Annotated in this window: 19 protein-coding genes; 9 read left to right on the top strand and 10 right to left on the bottom strand. The window is 59.3% G+C overall.

The features are described from left to right. Positions 1–36 precede the first annotated feature (36 nt). Genes pgsA through ACW9UO_RS09890 form a run of 3 tightly spaced genes read left to right on the top strand, consistent with a single transcriptional unit; the run spans position 37 to position 1,397 of the window. Positions 37–702 carry a CDP-diacylglycerol--glycerol-3-phosphate 3-phosphatidyltransferase gene (gene pgsA / locus ACW9UO_RS09900; protein ID WP_457085649.1) on the top strand — a complete coding sequence of 222 codons (666 nt, stop codon included), beginning with the start codon at positions 37–39 and terminating at the stop codon, positions 700–702. Then, on the top strand, positions 702–947 hold the full coding sequence (moaD, locus tag ACW9UO_RS09895) for a molybdopterin converting factor subunit 1 (RefSeq protein ID WP_457085648.1): 246 nt from the start codon (positions 702–704) through the stop codon (positions 945–947). The genes pgsA and moaD overlap by 1 nt, the downstream gene beginning before the upstream one ends. A gap of 6 nt (positions 948–953) precedes the next feature. Then, entirely contained in the window at positions 954–1,397 is a 444-nt protein-coding gene (locus ACW9UO_RS09890; RefSeq protein ID WP_457085647.1) for a molybdenum cofactor biosynthesis protein MoaE, read from the top strand. A 4-nt stretch (positions 1,398–1,401) separates the two neighbouring features. Here the strand turns inward: ACW9UO_RS09890 and ACW9UO_RS09885 are convergent, their stop codons facing one another. The 4 genes from ACW9UO_RS09885 to ACW9UO_RS09870 form a co-directional block, all read right to left on the bottom strand. After that, positions 1,402–1,989 (bottom strand): YdeI/OmpD-associated family protein, encoded by a 588-nt coding sequence (locus ACW9UO_RS09885; protein ID WP_457085646.1) that lies wholly within the window; start codon positions 1,987–1,989, stop codon positions 1,402–1,404. 112 nt (positions 1,990–2,101) lie between these two features. Next, on the bottom strand, positions 2,102–2,536 hold the full coding sequence (gene mscL, locus ACW9UO_RS09880; protein ID WP_457085645.1) for a large conductance mechanosensitive channel protein MscL: 435 nt from the start codon (positions 2,534–2,536) through the stop codon (positions 2,102–2,104). Positions 2,537–2,677: 141 nt separating this feature from the next. Beyond that, the gene (locus tag ACW9UO_RS09875) at positions 2,678–3,127 is read right to left on the bottom strand and encodes a YtoQ family protein (protein ID WP_457085644.1); all 450 of its coding nucleotides are present in this window, start codon (positions 3,125–3,127) and stop codon (positions 2,678–2,680) included. Between the two features lie 99 nt (positions 3,128–3,226). Beyond that, positions 3,227–3,802: a sugar transferase gene (locus ACW9UO_RS09870; protein WP_457085643.1), complete on the bottom strand. Its 576-nt coding sequence runs from the start codon at positions 3,800–3,802 to the stop codon at positions 3,227–3,229. A gap of 1,008 nt (positions 3,803–4,810) precedes the next feature. Between ACW9UO_RS09870 and ACW9UO_RS09865 the strand changes: the two genes are divergently transcribed. The 6 genes from ACW9UO_RS09865 to ptsN all read left to right on the top strand — a co-directional run bounded on the left by ACW9UO_RS09865 (position 4,811) and on the right by ptsN (position 8,728). Then, entirely contained in the window at positions 4,811–5,422 is a 612-nt protein-coding gene (locus tag ACW9UO_RS09865; RefSeq protein WP_457085642.1) for a ribonuclease D, read from the top strand. 70 nt (positions 5,423–5,492) lie between these two features. Further along, positions 5,493–6,119 (top strand): hypothetical protein, encoded by a 627-nt coding sequence (locus ACW9UO_RS09860; protein ID WP_457085641.1) that lies wholly within the window; start codon positions 5,493–5,495, stop codon positions 6,117–6,119. Then, the gene (locus ACW9UO_RS09855) at positions 6,116–6,610 is read left to right on the top strand and encodes an LptA/OstA family protein (protein WP_457085640.1); all 495 of its coding nucleotides are present in this window, start codon (positions 6,116–6,118) and stop codon (positions 6,608–6,610) included. The genes ACW9UO_RS09860 and ACW9UO_RS09855 overlap by 4 nt, the downstream gene beginning before the upstream one ends. Continuing rightward, positions 6,610–7,368, top strand: coding sequence for an LPS export ABC transporter ATP-binding protein (gene lptB / locus ACW9UO_RS09850; RefSeq protein ID WP_457085639.1), 759 nt, complete (start codon positions 6,610–6,612; stop codon positions 7,366–7,368). The genes ACW9UO_RS09855 and lptB overlap by 1 nt, the downstream gene beginning before the upstream one ends. A 283-nt stretch (positions 7,369–7,651) precedes the next feature. Then, positions 7,652–8,224, top strand: a complete 573-nt coding sequence (hpf, locus tag ACW9UO_RS09845; protein WP_457085638.1) for a ribosome hibernation-promoting factor, HPF/YfiA family — start codon at positions 7,652–7,654, stop codon at positions 8,222–8,224. A gap of 39 nt (positions 8,225–8,263) precedes the next feature. Further along, positions 8,264–8,728, top strand: coding sequence for a PTS IIA-like nitrogen regulatory protein PtsN (gene ptsN, locus ACW9UO_RS09840; RefSeq protein WP_457085637.1), 465 nt, complete (start codon positions 8,264–8,266; stop codon positions 8,726–8,728). Positions 8,729–8,875: 147 nt separating this feature from the next. Here ptsN and ACW9UO_RS09835 read toward each other — a convergent pair whose 3' ends face one another. The 6 genes from ACW9UO_RS09835 to galU are packed head-to-tail and all read right to left on the bottom strand — an operon-like array spanning position 8,876 to position 16,108. Beyond that, complete coding sequence (locus ACW9UO_RS09835; RefSeq protein WP_457085636.1) at positions 8,876–10,291, bottom strand: nodulation protein NodH; 1,416 nt, start codon at positions 10,289–10,291, stop codon at positions 8,876–8,878. A gap of 6 nt (positions 10,292–10,297) precedes the next feature. After that, a complete protein-coding gene (locus ACW9UO_RS09830; protein ID WP_457085635.1) occupies positions 10,298–11,998 on the bottom strand; it encodes a DUF5927 domain-containing protein in 1,701 nt (566 codons plus the stop codon). Then, on the bottom strand, positions 11,995–13,005 hold the full coding sequence (locus ACW9UO_RS09825) for a glycosyltransferase family 2 protein (protein WP_457085634.1): 1,011 nt from the start codon (positions 13,003–13,005) through the stop codon (positions 11,995–11,997). The genes ACW9UO_RS09830 and ACW9UO_RS09825 overlap by 4 nt, the downstream gene beginning before the upstream one ends. A 42-nt stretch (positions 13,006–13,047) precedes the next feature. Continuing rightward, entirely contained in the window at positions 13,048–14,166 is a 1,119-nt protein-coding gene (locus ACW9UO_RS09820; RefSeq protein WP_457085633.1) for a glycosyltransferase family 4 protein, read from the bottom strand. 55 nt (positions 14,167–14,221) lie between these two features. After that, complete coding sequence (galE, locus tag ACW9UO_RS09815) at positions 14,222–15,211, bottom strand: UDP-glucose 4-epimerase GalE (RefSeq protein ID WP_457085632.1); 990 nt, start codon at positions 15,209–15,211, stop codon at positions 14,222–14,224. Positions 15,212–15,214: 3 nt separating this feature from the next. Then, positions 15,215–16,108 carry a UTP--glucose-1-phosphate uridylyltransferase GalU gene (gene galU, locus ACW9UO_RS09810; RefSeq protein WP_457085631.1) on the bottom strand — a complete coding sequence of 298 codons (894 nt, stop codon included), beginning with the start codon at positions 16,106–16,108 and terminating at the stop codon, positions 15,215–15,217. Positions 16,109–16,145: the final 37 nt, after the last annotated feature.

The raw sequence follows: 16,145 nt of genomic DNA, 5'->3' as shown, positions 1-16,145 counted from the left end.
CTTCCCTGTCCGAGGCAGGAACGATAGAACTCAACCATGCGCTGGAACCTGCCAAATATCCTCACCTTGCTGCGCCTGATTGCGGCGCCGGCTGTGCCGTTGATGTTTCTGTATTGGGCCCGACCCTATGCCGACATCGGGGCGCTGTTGCTGTTCCTTGTGGCGGCAATCACAGATTGGTTTGATGGGTATCTGGCGCGCGCCTGGAAACAGGAAACCAAGATTGGCGCCATGCTTGACCCGATTGCCGACAAGGCGATGGTGGTTGTCGCGTTGATGGTGATTGCGGCCTATTCGTCGTATTCGCCCTGGCTGGTGCTGCCGGCGACGGTGATCCTGTTCCGCGAGGTCTTTGTCAGCGGCTTGCGCGAGTATCTTGGTGATGTGGCTGGCACGCTCAAGGTTACGAAACTGGCGAAGTGGAAAACCACCTTTCAGATGGTGGCGATTGCGGTGCTGTTTTCCCAAGGCGTGTTCGAGCATTATTTCGGCATGTGGTCCTGGGGCATGGACCAGCAGTTGGTGGTTGATGTCCTGGAGGGGCGCGAGGTCGATGTGTTGGGCCTGCGCACGATGTACAACGGCATGTTCTGGTCGGGGTATATCGGGCTTGGCCTGCTTTGGATCGCGGCCGCGCTGACGCTGATCACCGGGATGGATTACCTGCGTAAGGCGCTGCCGCATCTCAAGGAGGATGCTTGATGGATGTGCTGTACTTTGCCTGGGTGCGGGAACGGATCGGTGTGCCGAAAGAGCGGGTTGAGACCGGGGCGGCGACCGTTGCCGACCTAATTGAAGAGCTGAAGGCGCGCGAAGACCGCTATGAGCTGGCCTTTTCCGATCTGTCCGCGCTGCGGGTGGCGGTGGATCAGGAGCTGGCCGATTTCGACGCGCCGCTGGCCGGGGTTCGCGAAGTGGCCTTTTTTCCGCCGATGACCGGGGGCTGAGGCGCGATGCGCGTTTCGGTGCAGCAACAGCCGCTCGATTTCGGGCAAGAGGCCGAAGCTTTTGCACGGGCGCAGCACGACATGGGCGCCGTGGTGACGTTTACCGGCATCGTGCGCGATTCGGTTGACGGCGGTATGGCGGCGATGGAGATCGAACATTACCCCGGCATGACGGCCAAAGCGCTGGAAGCGATGGCCGAAGAGGCGATGCAGCGCTGGTCCCTTGGCGATGCCCTGGTGATCCATCGCTATGGTCGGCTGGAGCGGGATGAGATGATCATGATGGTCGCCACCGCCGCGCGGCACCGCAAGGCGGCGTTTGAGGCGGCAGAGTTCCTGATGGATTACCTCAAAAGCCGCGCGCCGTTCTGGAAGAAAGAGATCGGCGCAGACGGGGCCGAATGGGTGGCCGCGCGCGATGAAGACGAGGATGCGCTGCGCCGGTGGTAACGCGCTACCGGTCGTGCATCCCCAACCCGTCGAGGATGCGGGGCGTCCATTTCTCCACCCGTGCAGCACGCGTTTTGGACTGCTTCGCGCCCGAAATATACAGGACATAGCCGCGCTGTCGCCCCGGTGTCAGCGCCTCAAAGGCGGCGCGCAGATCGGGGTCGGCGTCGAGAGCCGTGGCCAATTCTTCGGGCAGGGCGAGATCATCCTTGGGGAAATCCACCTTGCGCCCGGCCTGTTCGTTTTCAATGGCCTGTGCGATGTGACGCCGGAGTGCCGGTTCGCAGGCGCTTACACTGCTCATATCGGCAAAGGTCATCATCCGAACCGACCGTGAATTTGGCCCTGGTGCCACAAGAGCCGCCTCAGGATCGTCCAGCAGCACGCCCTTGAAAAAGCCAACTGCGCAATGCTCTTTGAAGCCCCAGACGACGGCGATATTGCCGCCATGCGCGCAATACACCGGGCCGCGCCATTTGAAAGCTTCGTCCAGGCCGCAGTCTAGCAAGATGTCGCGCAGGGCCCGAAGCTCGGGCTGCCAGCGTTCGCGTTTGTCGAACCAGATGCCGCATCGGCGGTCGGATTGGCCCATCTGCCTCCCTCTCGAACCTCAACTCCAAATCTGTCCCCGATCCTGAATAGAAGGCAACAAAAAACCGCGCGCCGGGCATGGGCGCGCGGAGGATTGCCAGCCCTAGACCGTGTCAGCGTTTGAGGGCGTCGCGGATTTCAAGCAGCACATCGATTTCGCTCGGGCCTGCGGGCTTTTGCTCGGCTGGCTCCGGGGTCTCTTCACGCGCGGCGCTTTCCTTGATGCGGTTGACCGCCTTGACCAGCGCAAACACCACGGCGGCGATGATCAGGAAATTGATCACGGCCATGACAAACGCCCCGAAGGCAAAGACCGAGGCCCCGGCTTCGCGCGCGACGTCAAGGCTGGCACCGGCGGGCACGTCACCGGCCAGCACGAAATAGTTGTTGGTGAAGTCGATGCCGCCGGTGAACACCCCGATGATCGGATTGATCAGGTCGCTGACCACCGATTTCACGATGGCAGTGAAGGCCGCCCCGATGATGATGCCCACGGCCATGTCCATGACATTGCCGCGCGCTATGAAGGCCTTGAATTCATTTAACATGGCTGCCTGTCCCCTTCGCTCGCCTTTGATACGTCGCGCTGGCCGGTTCAGCCGCGCGACGCCAGTTTGCGGCAATAAAGCCCCTCTGCAAGCGCTTTAATGGGAATTTGCAGCCCGCATTCCCCCGAAGGGAAACAGGGGTCAGCCCGGAAGCTTGCCGGTCAGAACATAGCGCAGGATTTCGACCACCTGACCCGGTTCGCGCGCCACCGCAAGGGCGGCGGCATCGACTTCTTTCAACGCGTGATCATGGTCGGGCTGTTGCAAAACGATCAGCGATTTCCCAAGCGCGGCGGCATATCCGGCATCAAAGGCGGCGTTCCATTGGCGGTATTTCTCGCCAAAGCGCACCACCACCACATCGGCATCGGCAATCCCTTTGCGGGTACGAATGGCGTTGACCATCGCCCCCTTGTGATCGTGCCAATATTTGTTGTCCTCCGCCCCGAGGATGGCAACGCCGCAATCATCGCTGGCCGCGTGATCGGTGACCGGGCTGAAAAATTCCACGTCGAGCCCTTGGGCCCCTGCCACGATCTGCTCGCGCCAGTCTGTGTGAATTTCACCGCTGAGATATACGTTAAGGGTCATGGGCTCTCTCCTCATAAGCTGCGGCACGAAAAAGGCCGGGACGCGCCCGGCCTAACATTCGTGCGGCGCAAGGTCGAGCCGTGGGTTAACAGCCTTGGCTCAGTAGCCGGTGCCGCGAAAGACCACGTGAAATGTCCGCAGGATCAGGCGCAGATCGGTCAGGAAAGACAGCTCGCGAAAGTACCGGGCGTCAAAGATTGCGCGCTCGGAAAAGCTGCTTTCGTTGCGGGCAGAGGTCTGCCAGATGCCAGTGATGCCCGGACGCATGGCGTAATAGGCGGTGCCGGGATAGATCTTTTGTTGGTCCAGCATCATCGGACGCGGCCCCACCAGCGACATATCCCCCAGCAGCACGTTGATCAGCTGCGGCAGCTCATCCAGCGAGCTTTTGCGCAGAAAGACCCCAATCCATGTGACCCGCGGATCGCGGCGCAGTTTCTGGCTGTGGTCCCATTCGGCACGCGCCGCCGGGTTGGCATTGAGGTAGGCCCAAAGCTGTTTGTCGGCATTGGGCACCATGGTGCGCAGTTTCCACATCCGAAAGATCCGGCCGTTGCGCCCGATGCGCTGTTGGCGATAAATCGGCGAATGTCCGTCCAGCGCAATCAGCACGCAGACCGGTGCCAACAGCAACAGCATGGGAACGAGGGCCAGCAGCACGCTCCCGATGTCCAAGGCACGCTTGGCAAATTGGCGGTACAGTCCACGCCCAAGTGGGGTGGCAAGCAGGGTGTCGGAAGCGGACCTTCGTGTGGATCCAACCGAACGCATATGCATTGTCAACGTCTTGCCCTCCAAGGCGATCAGTGACGAAGCGAAATTGCAGCGATGAAAAGGAAGGCGCGCAGGAGCACAACGCACCGCAGAGCGGGGCGAACACAGTGGCTCCGTTGTCGTTTTTTTTCGCAGCGCCGAAACCACGTGGTTTCATGCGCTGCGTGCAGACCCTTTAACCGTACAATTCACTCCCAAGTGAAAGCACCAACCCCCAAGTGCCGTTTGCAAAAACAATTTACCCAAGTTTCTTGGTTATTTTTGCTCGACTTGTATGAAAATGGACGGCCTAGATTGTGCCGTCAAGTTGCCTCAATTGCGTTTCACCTTTAGGGAGAGTGACACTTCCCCTGCGTCAGGTGCGGCCCTGCTGCGGTGCCAGAGGTCGCTGCAATCAACCTCTGCGCGAGAGGTTGCGCCCCTGGCTTCGCTTGGAGAGTGGTGCGCGGCACACCTTAAACGGGTGTTTGGGGTAGGATTGTAAATTGAAACGAAACAATCCGGCTCACAATGTGAGATAGTTGCGCAAAAGTGGTCAATCAGGAACGCCTAAGTGCATGTAGTTGCGCCTTAAAGGAGGGAATGCCCTCACCTTTTGCGCTGTCTCGTACCCAAAATCACATCTGGCCATGATCTCCGAAGTGAAAATTAGGTGCGCAGTTGAACACAGCTCTGGGCAATTGGCCCGGTTGGTGCGCCGCATCTTAAGGATATTTTTACCTATGGCGTCAACCAATCTCCTCTAGGAGGTGATCAATCCATCCAAGGGGAGGGTATTGTGCAAAATCCATGCATGATCATTGAGCGGGGTCGTCACTGGTGATTCGACGTTGGCATCGCGCCAGCGTTGCAACGGCGATGCCAAAGCACTATTGCCCGAGTGGAATATTGGAAGACGGAGTCCACACCATGGCGCATCACCTCTATCAGCGAGATCTGCCTGACGATCTCAACCTTGGGCCGGTTGTGGCCATTGATTGCGAGACCATGGGGCTTAACCCGCATCGCGACAGGTTGTGCGTGATCCAGATGTCTTCGGGCGACGGCACCGCGCATCTGGTGCAGGTCGAACAGGGCCAGACCGAAGCGCCCAACCTGTGCCGGATGCTGGCCGATCCGAACGTGTTGAAGCTGTTTCACTTTGGCCGCTTTGATATCGCGGCGCTTGAGTATGCTTTTGGCACCGTCACCGCACCGGTGTATTGCACCAAGATCGCCAGCAAGCTGATCCGCACGTATACGGACCGCCATGGGCTGAAATATCTGCTGCAAGAACTGCTGGGTGTCGACATCTCGAAACAGCAGCAGTCCAGCGATTGGGGCACTGCCACCTTGAGCCAGGCGCAGGTTGAGTATGCGGCCTGCGACGTGCTGTATCTGCACCGACTGCGCAAAGAGCTTGATCGTCGGTTGGCGCGCGAGGGGCGCAGCGAATTGGCGCAACAGTGCTTTGATTTTCTGCCCACACGCGCCCGGCTGGATCTCGCCGGTTGGCCGGAGCAGGATATCTTTGCCCATTGATCTGCATTGTACTGCGGGCGACCGGGCTTAAGTAAGGGACGACGATCAGACGAAAGGCGGCAGACCAGACATGAGAGAATCGTTTCGGTCGGGTATGGTTTCGGGGCTCAAGGTCCTGTTGCCGCTCAGCGCCTTGGGGCTGCTGTCGACGATGTTTCTGCTGTCGACTTCCGTTAACGAAGACCCCGACCTGACATTTTTTGACGACGCCTCCGAGCTTCCCGAGCGCGACAGCGTTACAGCGCCGTACTATACGGGCAGCACGCCCGAGGGGCACGCGGTGGCCGTGACTGCGAAAAGCGCGCGGCCAATGCCGGACGATCCCTCCGGGGTGCTGGCAAAACAGCTGAATGCAGCCTTCCGGCTCACCGACGGCTCGCGCATCATTATCATTGCGGATGACGCGGCGGTGAACGAGCCGGCCGACCGGTTGGAACTGACCGGCAACGTCGTGATCGACAGCTCGTCAGGCTATGTGATGCGCACCCAGCTGCTGAAGTCGGCGCTGCGCTCGGTCAATGCGGATGCGCCCTCCGGTGTGGCCGCGACTGGGCCGATTGGCGATCTGACCGCCGGCGCGCTTCGCATCCGCGACACGGGTGTCGACGGTGACGTGCAATTGTTTTTCACTAACGGCGTGAAGCTGGTATATCAGCCCGCAAAGCAGACTGTTTCCGAGGAAAGTGACACTCCATGACCCGAGTTAAATTGTTAGCGGTACTTTTTTTCACGCTCCTTCCGTTCGCTGCGTTTAGCCAAGGGGCCGAGGTGGGCTTTGGCGCGATCCAGGCAGATCCGGATGCGCCGGTTGAAGTCACTGCCGACAATCTGTCGGTCAATCAAGGTGACGGCACAGCGCTTTTCACCGGCAATGTTGTCGTCGGGCAGGGCGAGATGCGGCTGTCTGCGCCGCGTGTTCTGGTGGTTTATACCAAGAACCGGAGCGCAATTTCCCGGCTCGAGGCGCGCGGTGGCGTGACGCTGGTGTCTGGGGCAGAGGCCGCTGAGGGCGAAAACGCTGATTACGATGTCGATAAGGGCATCGTGGTGATGACCGGCAATGTGTTGCTGACCCAGGGCGGCAACGCGCTGACGGCGGACGAAATGATTGCCGATCTGAACGCAGGAACGGCGCGGATGACCGGGCGGGTCAAGTCGGTCATTCAGCAACAGAGCGACAGCCAGTAATGTCGACCCCAAGGCTGACAGTGGCGGAGGGTTCCGCCGGGTTGCGTATAGAACACTTGCGCAAGAGCTACCGCAAAAAGGTGGTCATCCGGGATGTCAGCATGGAGCTGCATCGCGGCGAAGTGGTCGCCCTTCTGGGCCCCAATGGGTCGGGCAAGACCACGACGTTCTATTCTGTGGCCGGCCTTGTTTTTCCCGAGGGAGGCAAGGTCATCATCGACGGCCAGGATGTGACCCAGATGCCGATGTACCGCCGTGCCAAGCTCGGCATCGGGTATTTGCCTCAGGAAATGTCGATCTTTCGCGGCATGAGCGTCGAAGACAATATCCGCTCGATCCTCGACATTGCGGTGAGTGACAGGCGCAGGCGCCGCGAGCGGCTCGAGGAGCTGCTGTCGGAATTCCATATCGAACACCTGCGTCGTGCGCCCGCATTGGCGCTGTCCGGGGGCGAACGCCGCCGGGTCGAAATTGCTCGCTGTCTTGCGGCCGAGCCAAAATACCTGCTGCTTGATGAACCCTTTGCCGGGGTCGATCCGATTTCCGTTGGCGATATCCGCAGCCTGGTGTCGGACCTGTCCAACCGCGGCATCGGCGTTTTGATTACCGATCACAACGTACGCGAGACGCTGGAGATCGTGGACCGGGCCTATATCCTCCATGATGGCACGGTTCTAATGTCGGGCACGCCCGATGAGGTGGTAGAGAACGAAAACGTGCGGCGCGTCTATCTGGGTGATCAATTCCGGATTTCGTAAGCCTGTGCACGAGCTTACCTGCACATTCGTTAACCGTCGGTAAACTAAATCGCGCAATATTCTTGTGACAAATCATTGACAGAGGGGCGCGCTGTGTCCTCAAATGGGATCATGACGCATGAGTGGCTTGCCTCAGAAATAACGCTGCGTTCCTGTTTTCAGGGTGGTGAACATGTACAAGCAACTTGCTGCGTCGCAATCCCGAGAAGGTGACTGGGCTGCCGCGCGTCGCGTGATGTGGGCGTGTGCGGAATTCTCACCGGAACAATAAGAAGGACCGAAGATGCGCTATCAAATCACCGGCAAACAGATCGATATTGGCGCGGCTCTGCAAACCCATGTGCAAGATGGGTTGGGGGGGGTCGTGCAGAAATATGCCGAACGTCCGACGGACGCGAACGTCGTCTTTTCCAAGGCCGCGCATGAATATGTGTGCGAGGCCACCGTGCATCTCTCTACTGGCCTGACCGCGCAGGCCAAGGCCCATGAAACAGAAATTTATGCAGCCTTTGAAAGCTGTTGCGAGAAGATGGAGAAGCAATTACGCCGCTATAAGCGTCGGCTGAAGGACCATCACAAGGACCGGACCGAACCCGTTGAAACTTATGGCGCAGCATCGTATATCCTCGCGAGCGACGAAGTGGATGAGGATTCGGAACCCGAAAGCCTCCAGCCGATGATCGTCGCTGAAATGAAAACCGACATTCCTGCACTCACGGTCGGTGAAGCAGTGATGCAGATGGAGATTGCCGGCGCGCCTGTTCTGGTGTTTCGGAACGAGCGTAAGGGTCTGAACGTTGTTTACCGACGGGACGATGGCAATATCGGCTGGATAGAACCGCAAGAACAGGCTTAAAGCCTGCGGACCAGCCCGGGGATGGAGACTACAGGCACAATGGAACTCTCTGATTTGTTGAAGCCCGAGGCAATCCGGGTGGCTTCGGGTTGCTCGAGCAAGAAGCGACTGATGCATGACGTGGCGGATCTGGCTCAATCGGCCTATGGGATCGACGCCGCCACTGCATTCGAAGCGCTTTTGGAGCGTGAATCCTTGGGGCCGACGGGTGTCGGCCACGGGGTCGCGCTTCCGCATGCACGTATTGCGGGGATCGAAACCTGCGTTGGCGTGTTCCTGCTTTTGGAAAAACCGATCGATTTTGATTCTGTCGATCGCCAGCCTGTTGATGTGGTCTTTGGCCTCTTTGCACCCGAAGATGCCGGCGTCGAACATCTCAAAGCGCTTGCGCGCGTTTCGCGTCTTTTGCGGGACAATGCGGTTTGCACCAAACTGCGGGCCAATCAGAATGTGGCCACGCTGTATACCATCCTTACTGAAGAAGAGGCGATGAAGGCCGCATAGGCCCGGATCGTCCGACAAGGTGGGCAGTCTGCCCACCTTGCGCCACGCCTAGAGCATCTAGCATTTACTTAAATATTTAGCATCATCTAAAGCCTTGAAATCTTTGATCTCAGGCAGCGCTAGATGATGCAGTCAAACGCAAATGCTTTACGCCCAGGCATCAAATCCCAGCATCAGATAATCTCGGGGATAGGCTGCGCGCGCCATGTCTTCCAATCCGCCGTCGTGGATGTCCTCCAGTGTAAACGGCGCGGTCGGCGCGGCCTCTTTCGGTTCTGGAACCGTCTCCAGTCCCAATTGTTCGGCCAGCGCTGGCAGATAGGCGGCCATCTCCTCTTCGCGCAGCACCATGTCCGGCAGGCACAGATCGCCCATGCCCTGCAAGATCGCACTTTGCGCGGCCCAGTGCGGATCCATCCGCAGATTGGTCTGACCGTTGAGGTTGGACTGAATGAACTCCAAAAACCCGCCAAAGGCTTTGCGATGGGTATCGCGATCATAGCTCTCGTCGGGCCCGTTTTCGGGAATCGGCAGACCGTGCCGATTGGTTAACACCCGGCGAATACGGCCAAAGCTGTCTGGTCCTTTGGGCAAGATCCGCGTGCAGAAGACGTGGTGCGCCCGCGCCAAGGGGTGGCGCAGAACGGTAAAACGCCGGTGGCCGGTGTGTTTGCGCAGCCATTGGCGCAGGCTTTTCTGATTGAAATCGCGCTGCAAGCCATCGCCCAAAGCCCCAAGCCAGTCGCAAACCTCAGCCTCGGGTCCGCCTTTGACCGGCATATAAAGCAGCGGTGCATTTTTCGCCGCGACGTATCCGGGCACCGCAGCACCGCGCCGGGGCTCGAAATTTGGGGTGCGCGACAGATCGAACCGGTCCAGTTGCGCCAAAGCGCGCTGCATTTCATCGAAATTCTCGACCTTTTCCGAGATCGGCGCGGGGTTCTGGCGTTTCAGATTGTGATCGAAGCTTTCAAGAACCGACGCGCAACCCAACCAGCGCGCCAGCCCGTTCATCACCGCCAAATCCTGCACATCTTCATAGGCCACGTAAAACGCGGTTTGCCCGCGCCGTTGCAGCCCGTTTAACAGCCGGATTTGAAAGTTCTGCAAGCTCTCCAGGTGGGCCTCGAAATCGGCCTTGTCGAAACGCGCCTGCGCATCCTTGCGCTTGGCCACATTCGTGAGCTTCCATTGGTCCGTTTGCTGGGCAATCTTCCAGCTGACATAGCTTTCCACCGGATTGCGGGTCAGCACGATCTTGGCGATCCTCGGATCATCAAGAAGCGGTTCAAGCACCCGCGGATCATGGTCATGGAAGTACCGAAATCCGCCAAGCCCGCCCGTCCGCTCGCGGATCGCGCAAACAAGGGCCATCGGGTCATCATCGCGGGCCGGTTGGCTGATCCCGAGGATCTCGGTTTTGTTGGGATAGCCGATGAAATGCGGATTAAAGGCCTCGCCGTGGCAGGTGATGCCGTCAAAGAGGTTAAGATTGGCCTCAAGCAGGTTGGACCCGGTGCGCATTTCGGCAAACACCACGAAACTGTCGAACGGTTTGGACATGCGCGGTTATCTCACAAGGTAAGGTTTGCGGGTTTTCGGGCGTTGGCCCAGCGGGCGGCCTTCGACCGGGAAATCGCCCATCAAATAGGGGTGCATCCCCTGATTTTTCAGGTTTTGCAGGAATTGGCCAAAGCCTGTCAGGTCTTCCATCTTCGGCACTTCCGCCAGTCTGCGGCCTTTGCGCAGGCCGATTTCGTCGATGATGCTTTGCAGCGGCTCCATCGGCGCTTCGATGAACTCGGCCATTGTCCAAATCCTGATCCGGGCCTTGGCATAGGGCGAGCGATAGGCATAAAGCGAGTCGGCCTCGATCTTTTGCAGCTTTGCAGCGCTGCGCCGGATGGTGGCGAAATCGAGGTTGGACTTGAACAGCGGCACTGCCCAAGCCCCAGACACCACCGAAATCTGTGCGTTCGGGTCTTTGGCCATGTTCCAGACCACATTCTCTTGGATGTCGAGCGGCCCGAACTGAAAACTTTGGCGCTCGCCGCGTGTGTTCCACAGCAGGCTGGTCAGAAAGCCCCAAGGGTTGGCATCGCGGATCGCGGCGCTGGAGGAAAGCCCGCCTTGAACCACCGCCTCGCCTTCGGCAAATCCGGCCCCTTCGGTGCCGAAAAGATGGCCGTGCACCCGCGCCGATGTGGCCCGCGCCAGCCAAGGCTCGAAATCCTCAAACAGCTCGGTAAAGCCCTGAAACACGGAGTAAGGCCCTGCGGTTACGCCATTTTCCCAATTTTCGTTGGGAAAGCGCGAGTGCATATAAAGGCCGGGGCGGCCCCGCGTCCGCCTGTCGACGGCCTTGGCAAAGATGCGGTCGATCTTGCCCGGGTTGGGCTCGGTTCGGCTCATGGCACCGGCGCGGTCGGTCAGGAAAGACCGATACAGAAGCTCGGCATGGGGCCAGATCTTGCGCGCGACAAAGCAGTCGGACCGGCGCAAAAGTTGCAGATGGTCGTCATAGAAAATATGCGGTTTCCCCTGAAAATCAAACTTCGACAGGGTCAGGGAACGGCTTTCTAGCTCGCGCGAATAGAGCCGGGCCAGTGTCTGATAATAGCTTTCGTCAGGGATCCAAACCCGGCGGAAATAGCTGTCATAGGCGTGGCGATCGGGGTCTTGCAGGATGGCAGAGAGCGTTTGACGCGTCAGGCACCACCATTGGCTGCCCATATGCGGGCGCAAGCCGTTGGGAATCTGGCGTTTCAGCCCAATTCCCCGTTGGATTTGAACGAATTTGTCGAAAAGAAACCGATTGCGCCGCCACGAAAACGGGAAATGCATGGTGAACCGTTCCTCGTCGAGGCCGCCCACCGTCCACGGCACATCGACCGTGGTGGCGCTCTCGATGAAATCCACCCTTGGACGGGCCGCGAGATAATCGATCAACTCTTCGACTGGCCGCAGCGGCAGGCACGAGCCCGATGCGAGATAGACATGCTGCACATCCGGATACTCGCGCAGCATCACTTCGCTCGCACTTTGGCTGGCGGCGACGATGCCCCAAGTGCCCCATTCGCAGCGAAATCGTTTGGAGAATTTCACATGGTCCATGTCCGCCAGCGCCGAGGAAAAGGTGCGAAAGGCCTCTCCAGACACGTTTTTGTCGACATGGATGACCACCGGGCAGCCGGAGTTGGCCCAATGGCGCGCCACCTGTTCGGCGCGTTTGAACGCGGTGTGCACCAACATGACAACGCCGAGGCTCATGCCCAGTTGCCCTTCGACATCAGGCCGAGAATCTCCAACTGGCGCCAGTTGATGTACCGTTCCGACCACTTGCACCAGAGGTCGGGGTTCTCCTCCATCGTCTTGGCATAGGCCTTGTACTCGACCGAGGCCGCGTAGTGCTGGCCCCGCTGCAACTCTTCGGCGGCTTTGGCGGTGAATGTGTCGAGAAACTTGGTATGAAGCAGGATGCCGCTGGCCTTTTCTCCACCCCATTCGTCATAAACAAGGTTAAGCCCGCGCGGCAAAAGCATGTGAGCAGAGCTGACGTAAGCGTAACGCCGATCCCATTTCACCAGAGGTATCTTATTGAGAGCAGGCGCTTTTTCCGGCAGCTCGGGGAAGAACACCCGTCGTCGCGGCCCGCCCTGAATCCACAGGTTGCCAAACACATGATTGCGCTTGATCGAGTAGTTGCCGCTGTCGAACCAGCACGCAATATCGAGCGGATTATCCCCCGGCAAATAGGGCTGCGCGTTGAGCGGCCCCTTGGGATACATGTCGAGAAGCATCGCCGAAAACGACCGGATCGAAGAGGCATCAAGCCAATCGGTCAGCGCCCTGAGTGGGCGCGTGTCGCAGAACGGAAACAGAAAGAATTCATCCGGATCGACAGTCAGCGCCCAATGGCCATGCGCGTATTTGCGCGCCAGCCAATTGAGCCAGTCGACGCCAAACCGCGACCGTTTGTAACTGGCATCCGTGGTCCAAACCGAGACGTCGGGCTGCTCGAGCAGATACTCATAGGTGCCATCCGTGCTGCCGTTGTCGACCATCAAGAAATGGTTAATTCCCATGTCGCGATAGTACTGCAGGAAATACGGCAGGCGCACGTGTTCGTTACGCATGGTCGAAAACAGCAAAAGATCGCCAGAGCGAATATTGGCCGTACGGTCCGAGGATGCGCGCATTTCCCGCGACTTGCGCCGCGCGCGAAACCGCCAGCGTTTACGCTGTAACCTCAGGCGATATGATTGCCAGGCGCCCAATCCCGTTCCCCGTTAACCTTCGTGCGTCAATCCCGATTGCTATCAGATCCGGCTTAAGACAGTGTTGAAATGACTGGTCCAGCTGGGCGGTACAAGTGGGTTGGACGAGGGTCTCTGCTCATTTAACTGTTCTATTTTCTTGCGCCAAGAATAGACATCGCTGGGCGGCAGGTAAATGGGTATGTCGTCAAGGATTTCGCGATAGACCGCGAGATCGCTCGCCACCACGGGCACGCCTAGCGCGGCGGCCTCGGCGGGGGGCAAGCCATAACCCTCTGCAAAGCTGGGAAACAACAGGCCGCGTGAGCCGATCAAAAGCGCTGCGATCTCGGCATCGCTTAGTCCGGCGCGTTCATGCACCAGCGGGTTTCCCGCATCGAGGCGGGCAAAAACGGCGTCATTGTTCCAGCCCCGCGCGCCACAAATCACCAGATGCGGCGAGGTGCGGCCCTCGGCGGCGAAGCCATCCCAGATGTCGAGCAGCAGCGCGTGGTTCTTGCGCGGTTCGATGGTGCCGACGGTTACAAAGTACCGCTCGTTCGGGGCATCCTTTGCGCGCCCGGGCCGCACGCGCTCGATCCCTAGGGGTGCGACAAGACCATCGGGGATGCGCCCAAATGCCTCCATATGGCGCTGGCAATCCGACAATGTGGCGTGAGAATTACAGATCACGAGGTCTGCATTCCGCGTTACGCGACTTAAGAAGCGTTTGAATTTCTTGAGAGTTTCCGCCCGCTGGTAGTGCGGGTAATCCAGCGGAATCGTATCGTGCACCAATACCGCAATCTGTGCGCCTTGAATGCTGCGCACCGCTTTGAGCACCCGGTCTGTGAGGTTTGAGTGCCCGGTGTTGAGGTAGCTGACCCCGCCGGGCAAGTGCCGCCGCAGCATCGCGGGCAGGGACTGCGGCAAACAGCGGGCCAGGGCGTGACGTCTAAGATCGGCCTCGGCGCGCCGCCGCATCTCGGGGCCGCGCGACAACCGCCCCAAAAGGTCCATCGGCCCCCAGCTGTTGGCCTTGGCACAGCGCAGGATTTCGGCGGCACCCTCGGGGCCCAACAGGACATATCCCAGCCGGGTGCGCGCCAGTGCAAACAGTGGCACCGGATCGGCCACCAGCGCACGCAGATAGGCAAATTCTACCCGATCGACACCGGTCATCGGCCGCCCGGCGCGCCGGATCAGCCGTGTGATATCAAGGCAACGCGCCGCTGGCTTATGCGTCGTAGTTGCCGGTTTGGTGCCAGCGCCAGGCATCGCGGATCATTGCCTCCAGGTTGGATCGCGTCGGTGTCCAGCCCAGTTCTTGCACGGCGCGGGTCGATCCGGAAACCAGTTTCGTGGCGTCCCCGGCCCGGCGCGCGCCGATATCGTGCGGAACCTCGCGGTTGGTGACAGTTTTCGACTGAGCGATCACGTCGAACACGGAAAATCCGTCGCCTGTGCCCAGGTTGAACACCCGGCTGCCCTTGCCGTCTTTCAGCCAATTCAGCCCCAGAACATGCGCGTCGACAAGGTCGCAGACATGCACATAGTCGCGGATGCAGGTGCCGTCGGGCGTGTCGTAATCGGTGCCAAACACGGTGAGCGCGGCCCGCTTGCCGTCAATCGCATCCAGCATTAGTGGGATGAGATGGGTCTCGGGGCGGTGAAATTCGCCCACTTCGGCCTCGGGGTCGGCACCGGCCACGTTGAAATAGCGAAAAATGACGCTGCGCATCCCATGCGACGCGCCGAAGTCGCGCAGCATGTCTTCGATTGCGCGTTTAGACGCGCCATAAGAGTTCAGCGGATGCTGCGGCGTGTTTTCGTCAAGCACCACGTTGTCATGTTCGCCATAGGTGGCGCAGGTCGAGGAAAACACGAAATCGAGGCACCCGGCATCGGCGGCCGCCTCGATCAGGTTAAGCGACCCGGCGACGTTGTTGCGCCAATAAAGACCGGGGTTCGACATCGCCTCGCCCACAAGACTGAGCGCAGCAAAGTGCATGACAGCCACAGGTTTGTACTCGGCAAACACCTCGTCAAGCCGCGCGCGATCCAGAAGATCGCCCTTGGCCAGTGGTCCGAACTTGACCGCCTGCTCCCAGCCCGTCGAAATATTGTCATAGGTGACAGGGGTATAGCCGGCATTGCGCAACGCTTTACAGGCGTGCGAGCCGATGTAACCGGCACCGCCGGTGACCAGAATATTGCCAAGTGTCATGGTTTATTGCGCTGCCTTGTCCACGGCCATCAGCTCTTGCAGATAGCCATGCAGATCATCCTTAAGCTCTTCACGTGCCAGTCCGAAGGCCACTGTGGCCTGCAGGAAGCCCGCTTTCGAGCCGCAATCAAACCGCTGGCCACGGAAGCGCAGACCCGAAACCTTGCGGCCTTCGGTGATCTCCTGCGCGATGGCGTCGGTCAACTGGATCTCGCCGCCCGAACCCTGTTTCATCTTGTTGAGATTGCGCAGAACGTCCGGCGTGATGATGTAGCGCCCGATCACCGCGAGGTTCGACGGTGCCGTGCCGGCCTCGGGTTTTTCGACCATGCCTTTGACCGAAACCATGTTGCCATGATCCTCGGCGACATCAAGAACGCCGTAAGCCGAGGTCTTGTCCGGGGCGACTTCCATCGCCGCGACCATCGAGCCGCCGGTCTCAGCATAAGCTTCTACCATCTGCTGCAAACAGGGCTTTTCCGCCGCGATCACGTCATCGGGCAGCATCACCGCAAAGGGTTCGTTGCCAATCAACCGGCGCGCACACCACACCGCGTGCCCAAGGCCAAGCGCCTTGTGCTGGCGGATATAGGCAATCGCGCCGCTCTCCATGTTGGTGTCTTTAAGCGTTTCGAGCAGCTCGGTTTTGCCCTTCTTGCGCAGCTCGGCTTCAAGCTGCGGGGCGTGGTCGAAATAATCCTCAAGCGCGCCCTTGCCACGGGACGTCACGAAGATGAATTCCTTGATCCCGGCGGCACGCGCCTCATCGATGGCGTATTGGATCAGCGGTCGGTCGACCAGCGTCATGATCTCTTTCGGCACAGATTTCGTGGCAGGAAGAAACCGTGTCCCCATTCCCGCAACTGGAAAGATCGCTTTGGTGACTTTGTTACGCATAAACTGAACCTCAATTTCCGTATTGGCTGTTCAAAAT

Source organism: Marinovum sedimenti, assembly GCF_054052205.1.
The sequence above is the reverse complement of the archived record's forward strand: the minus strand, read 5'-3'. Positions and strand labels throughout refer to the sequence as shown.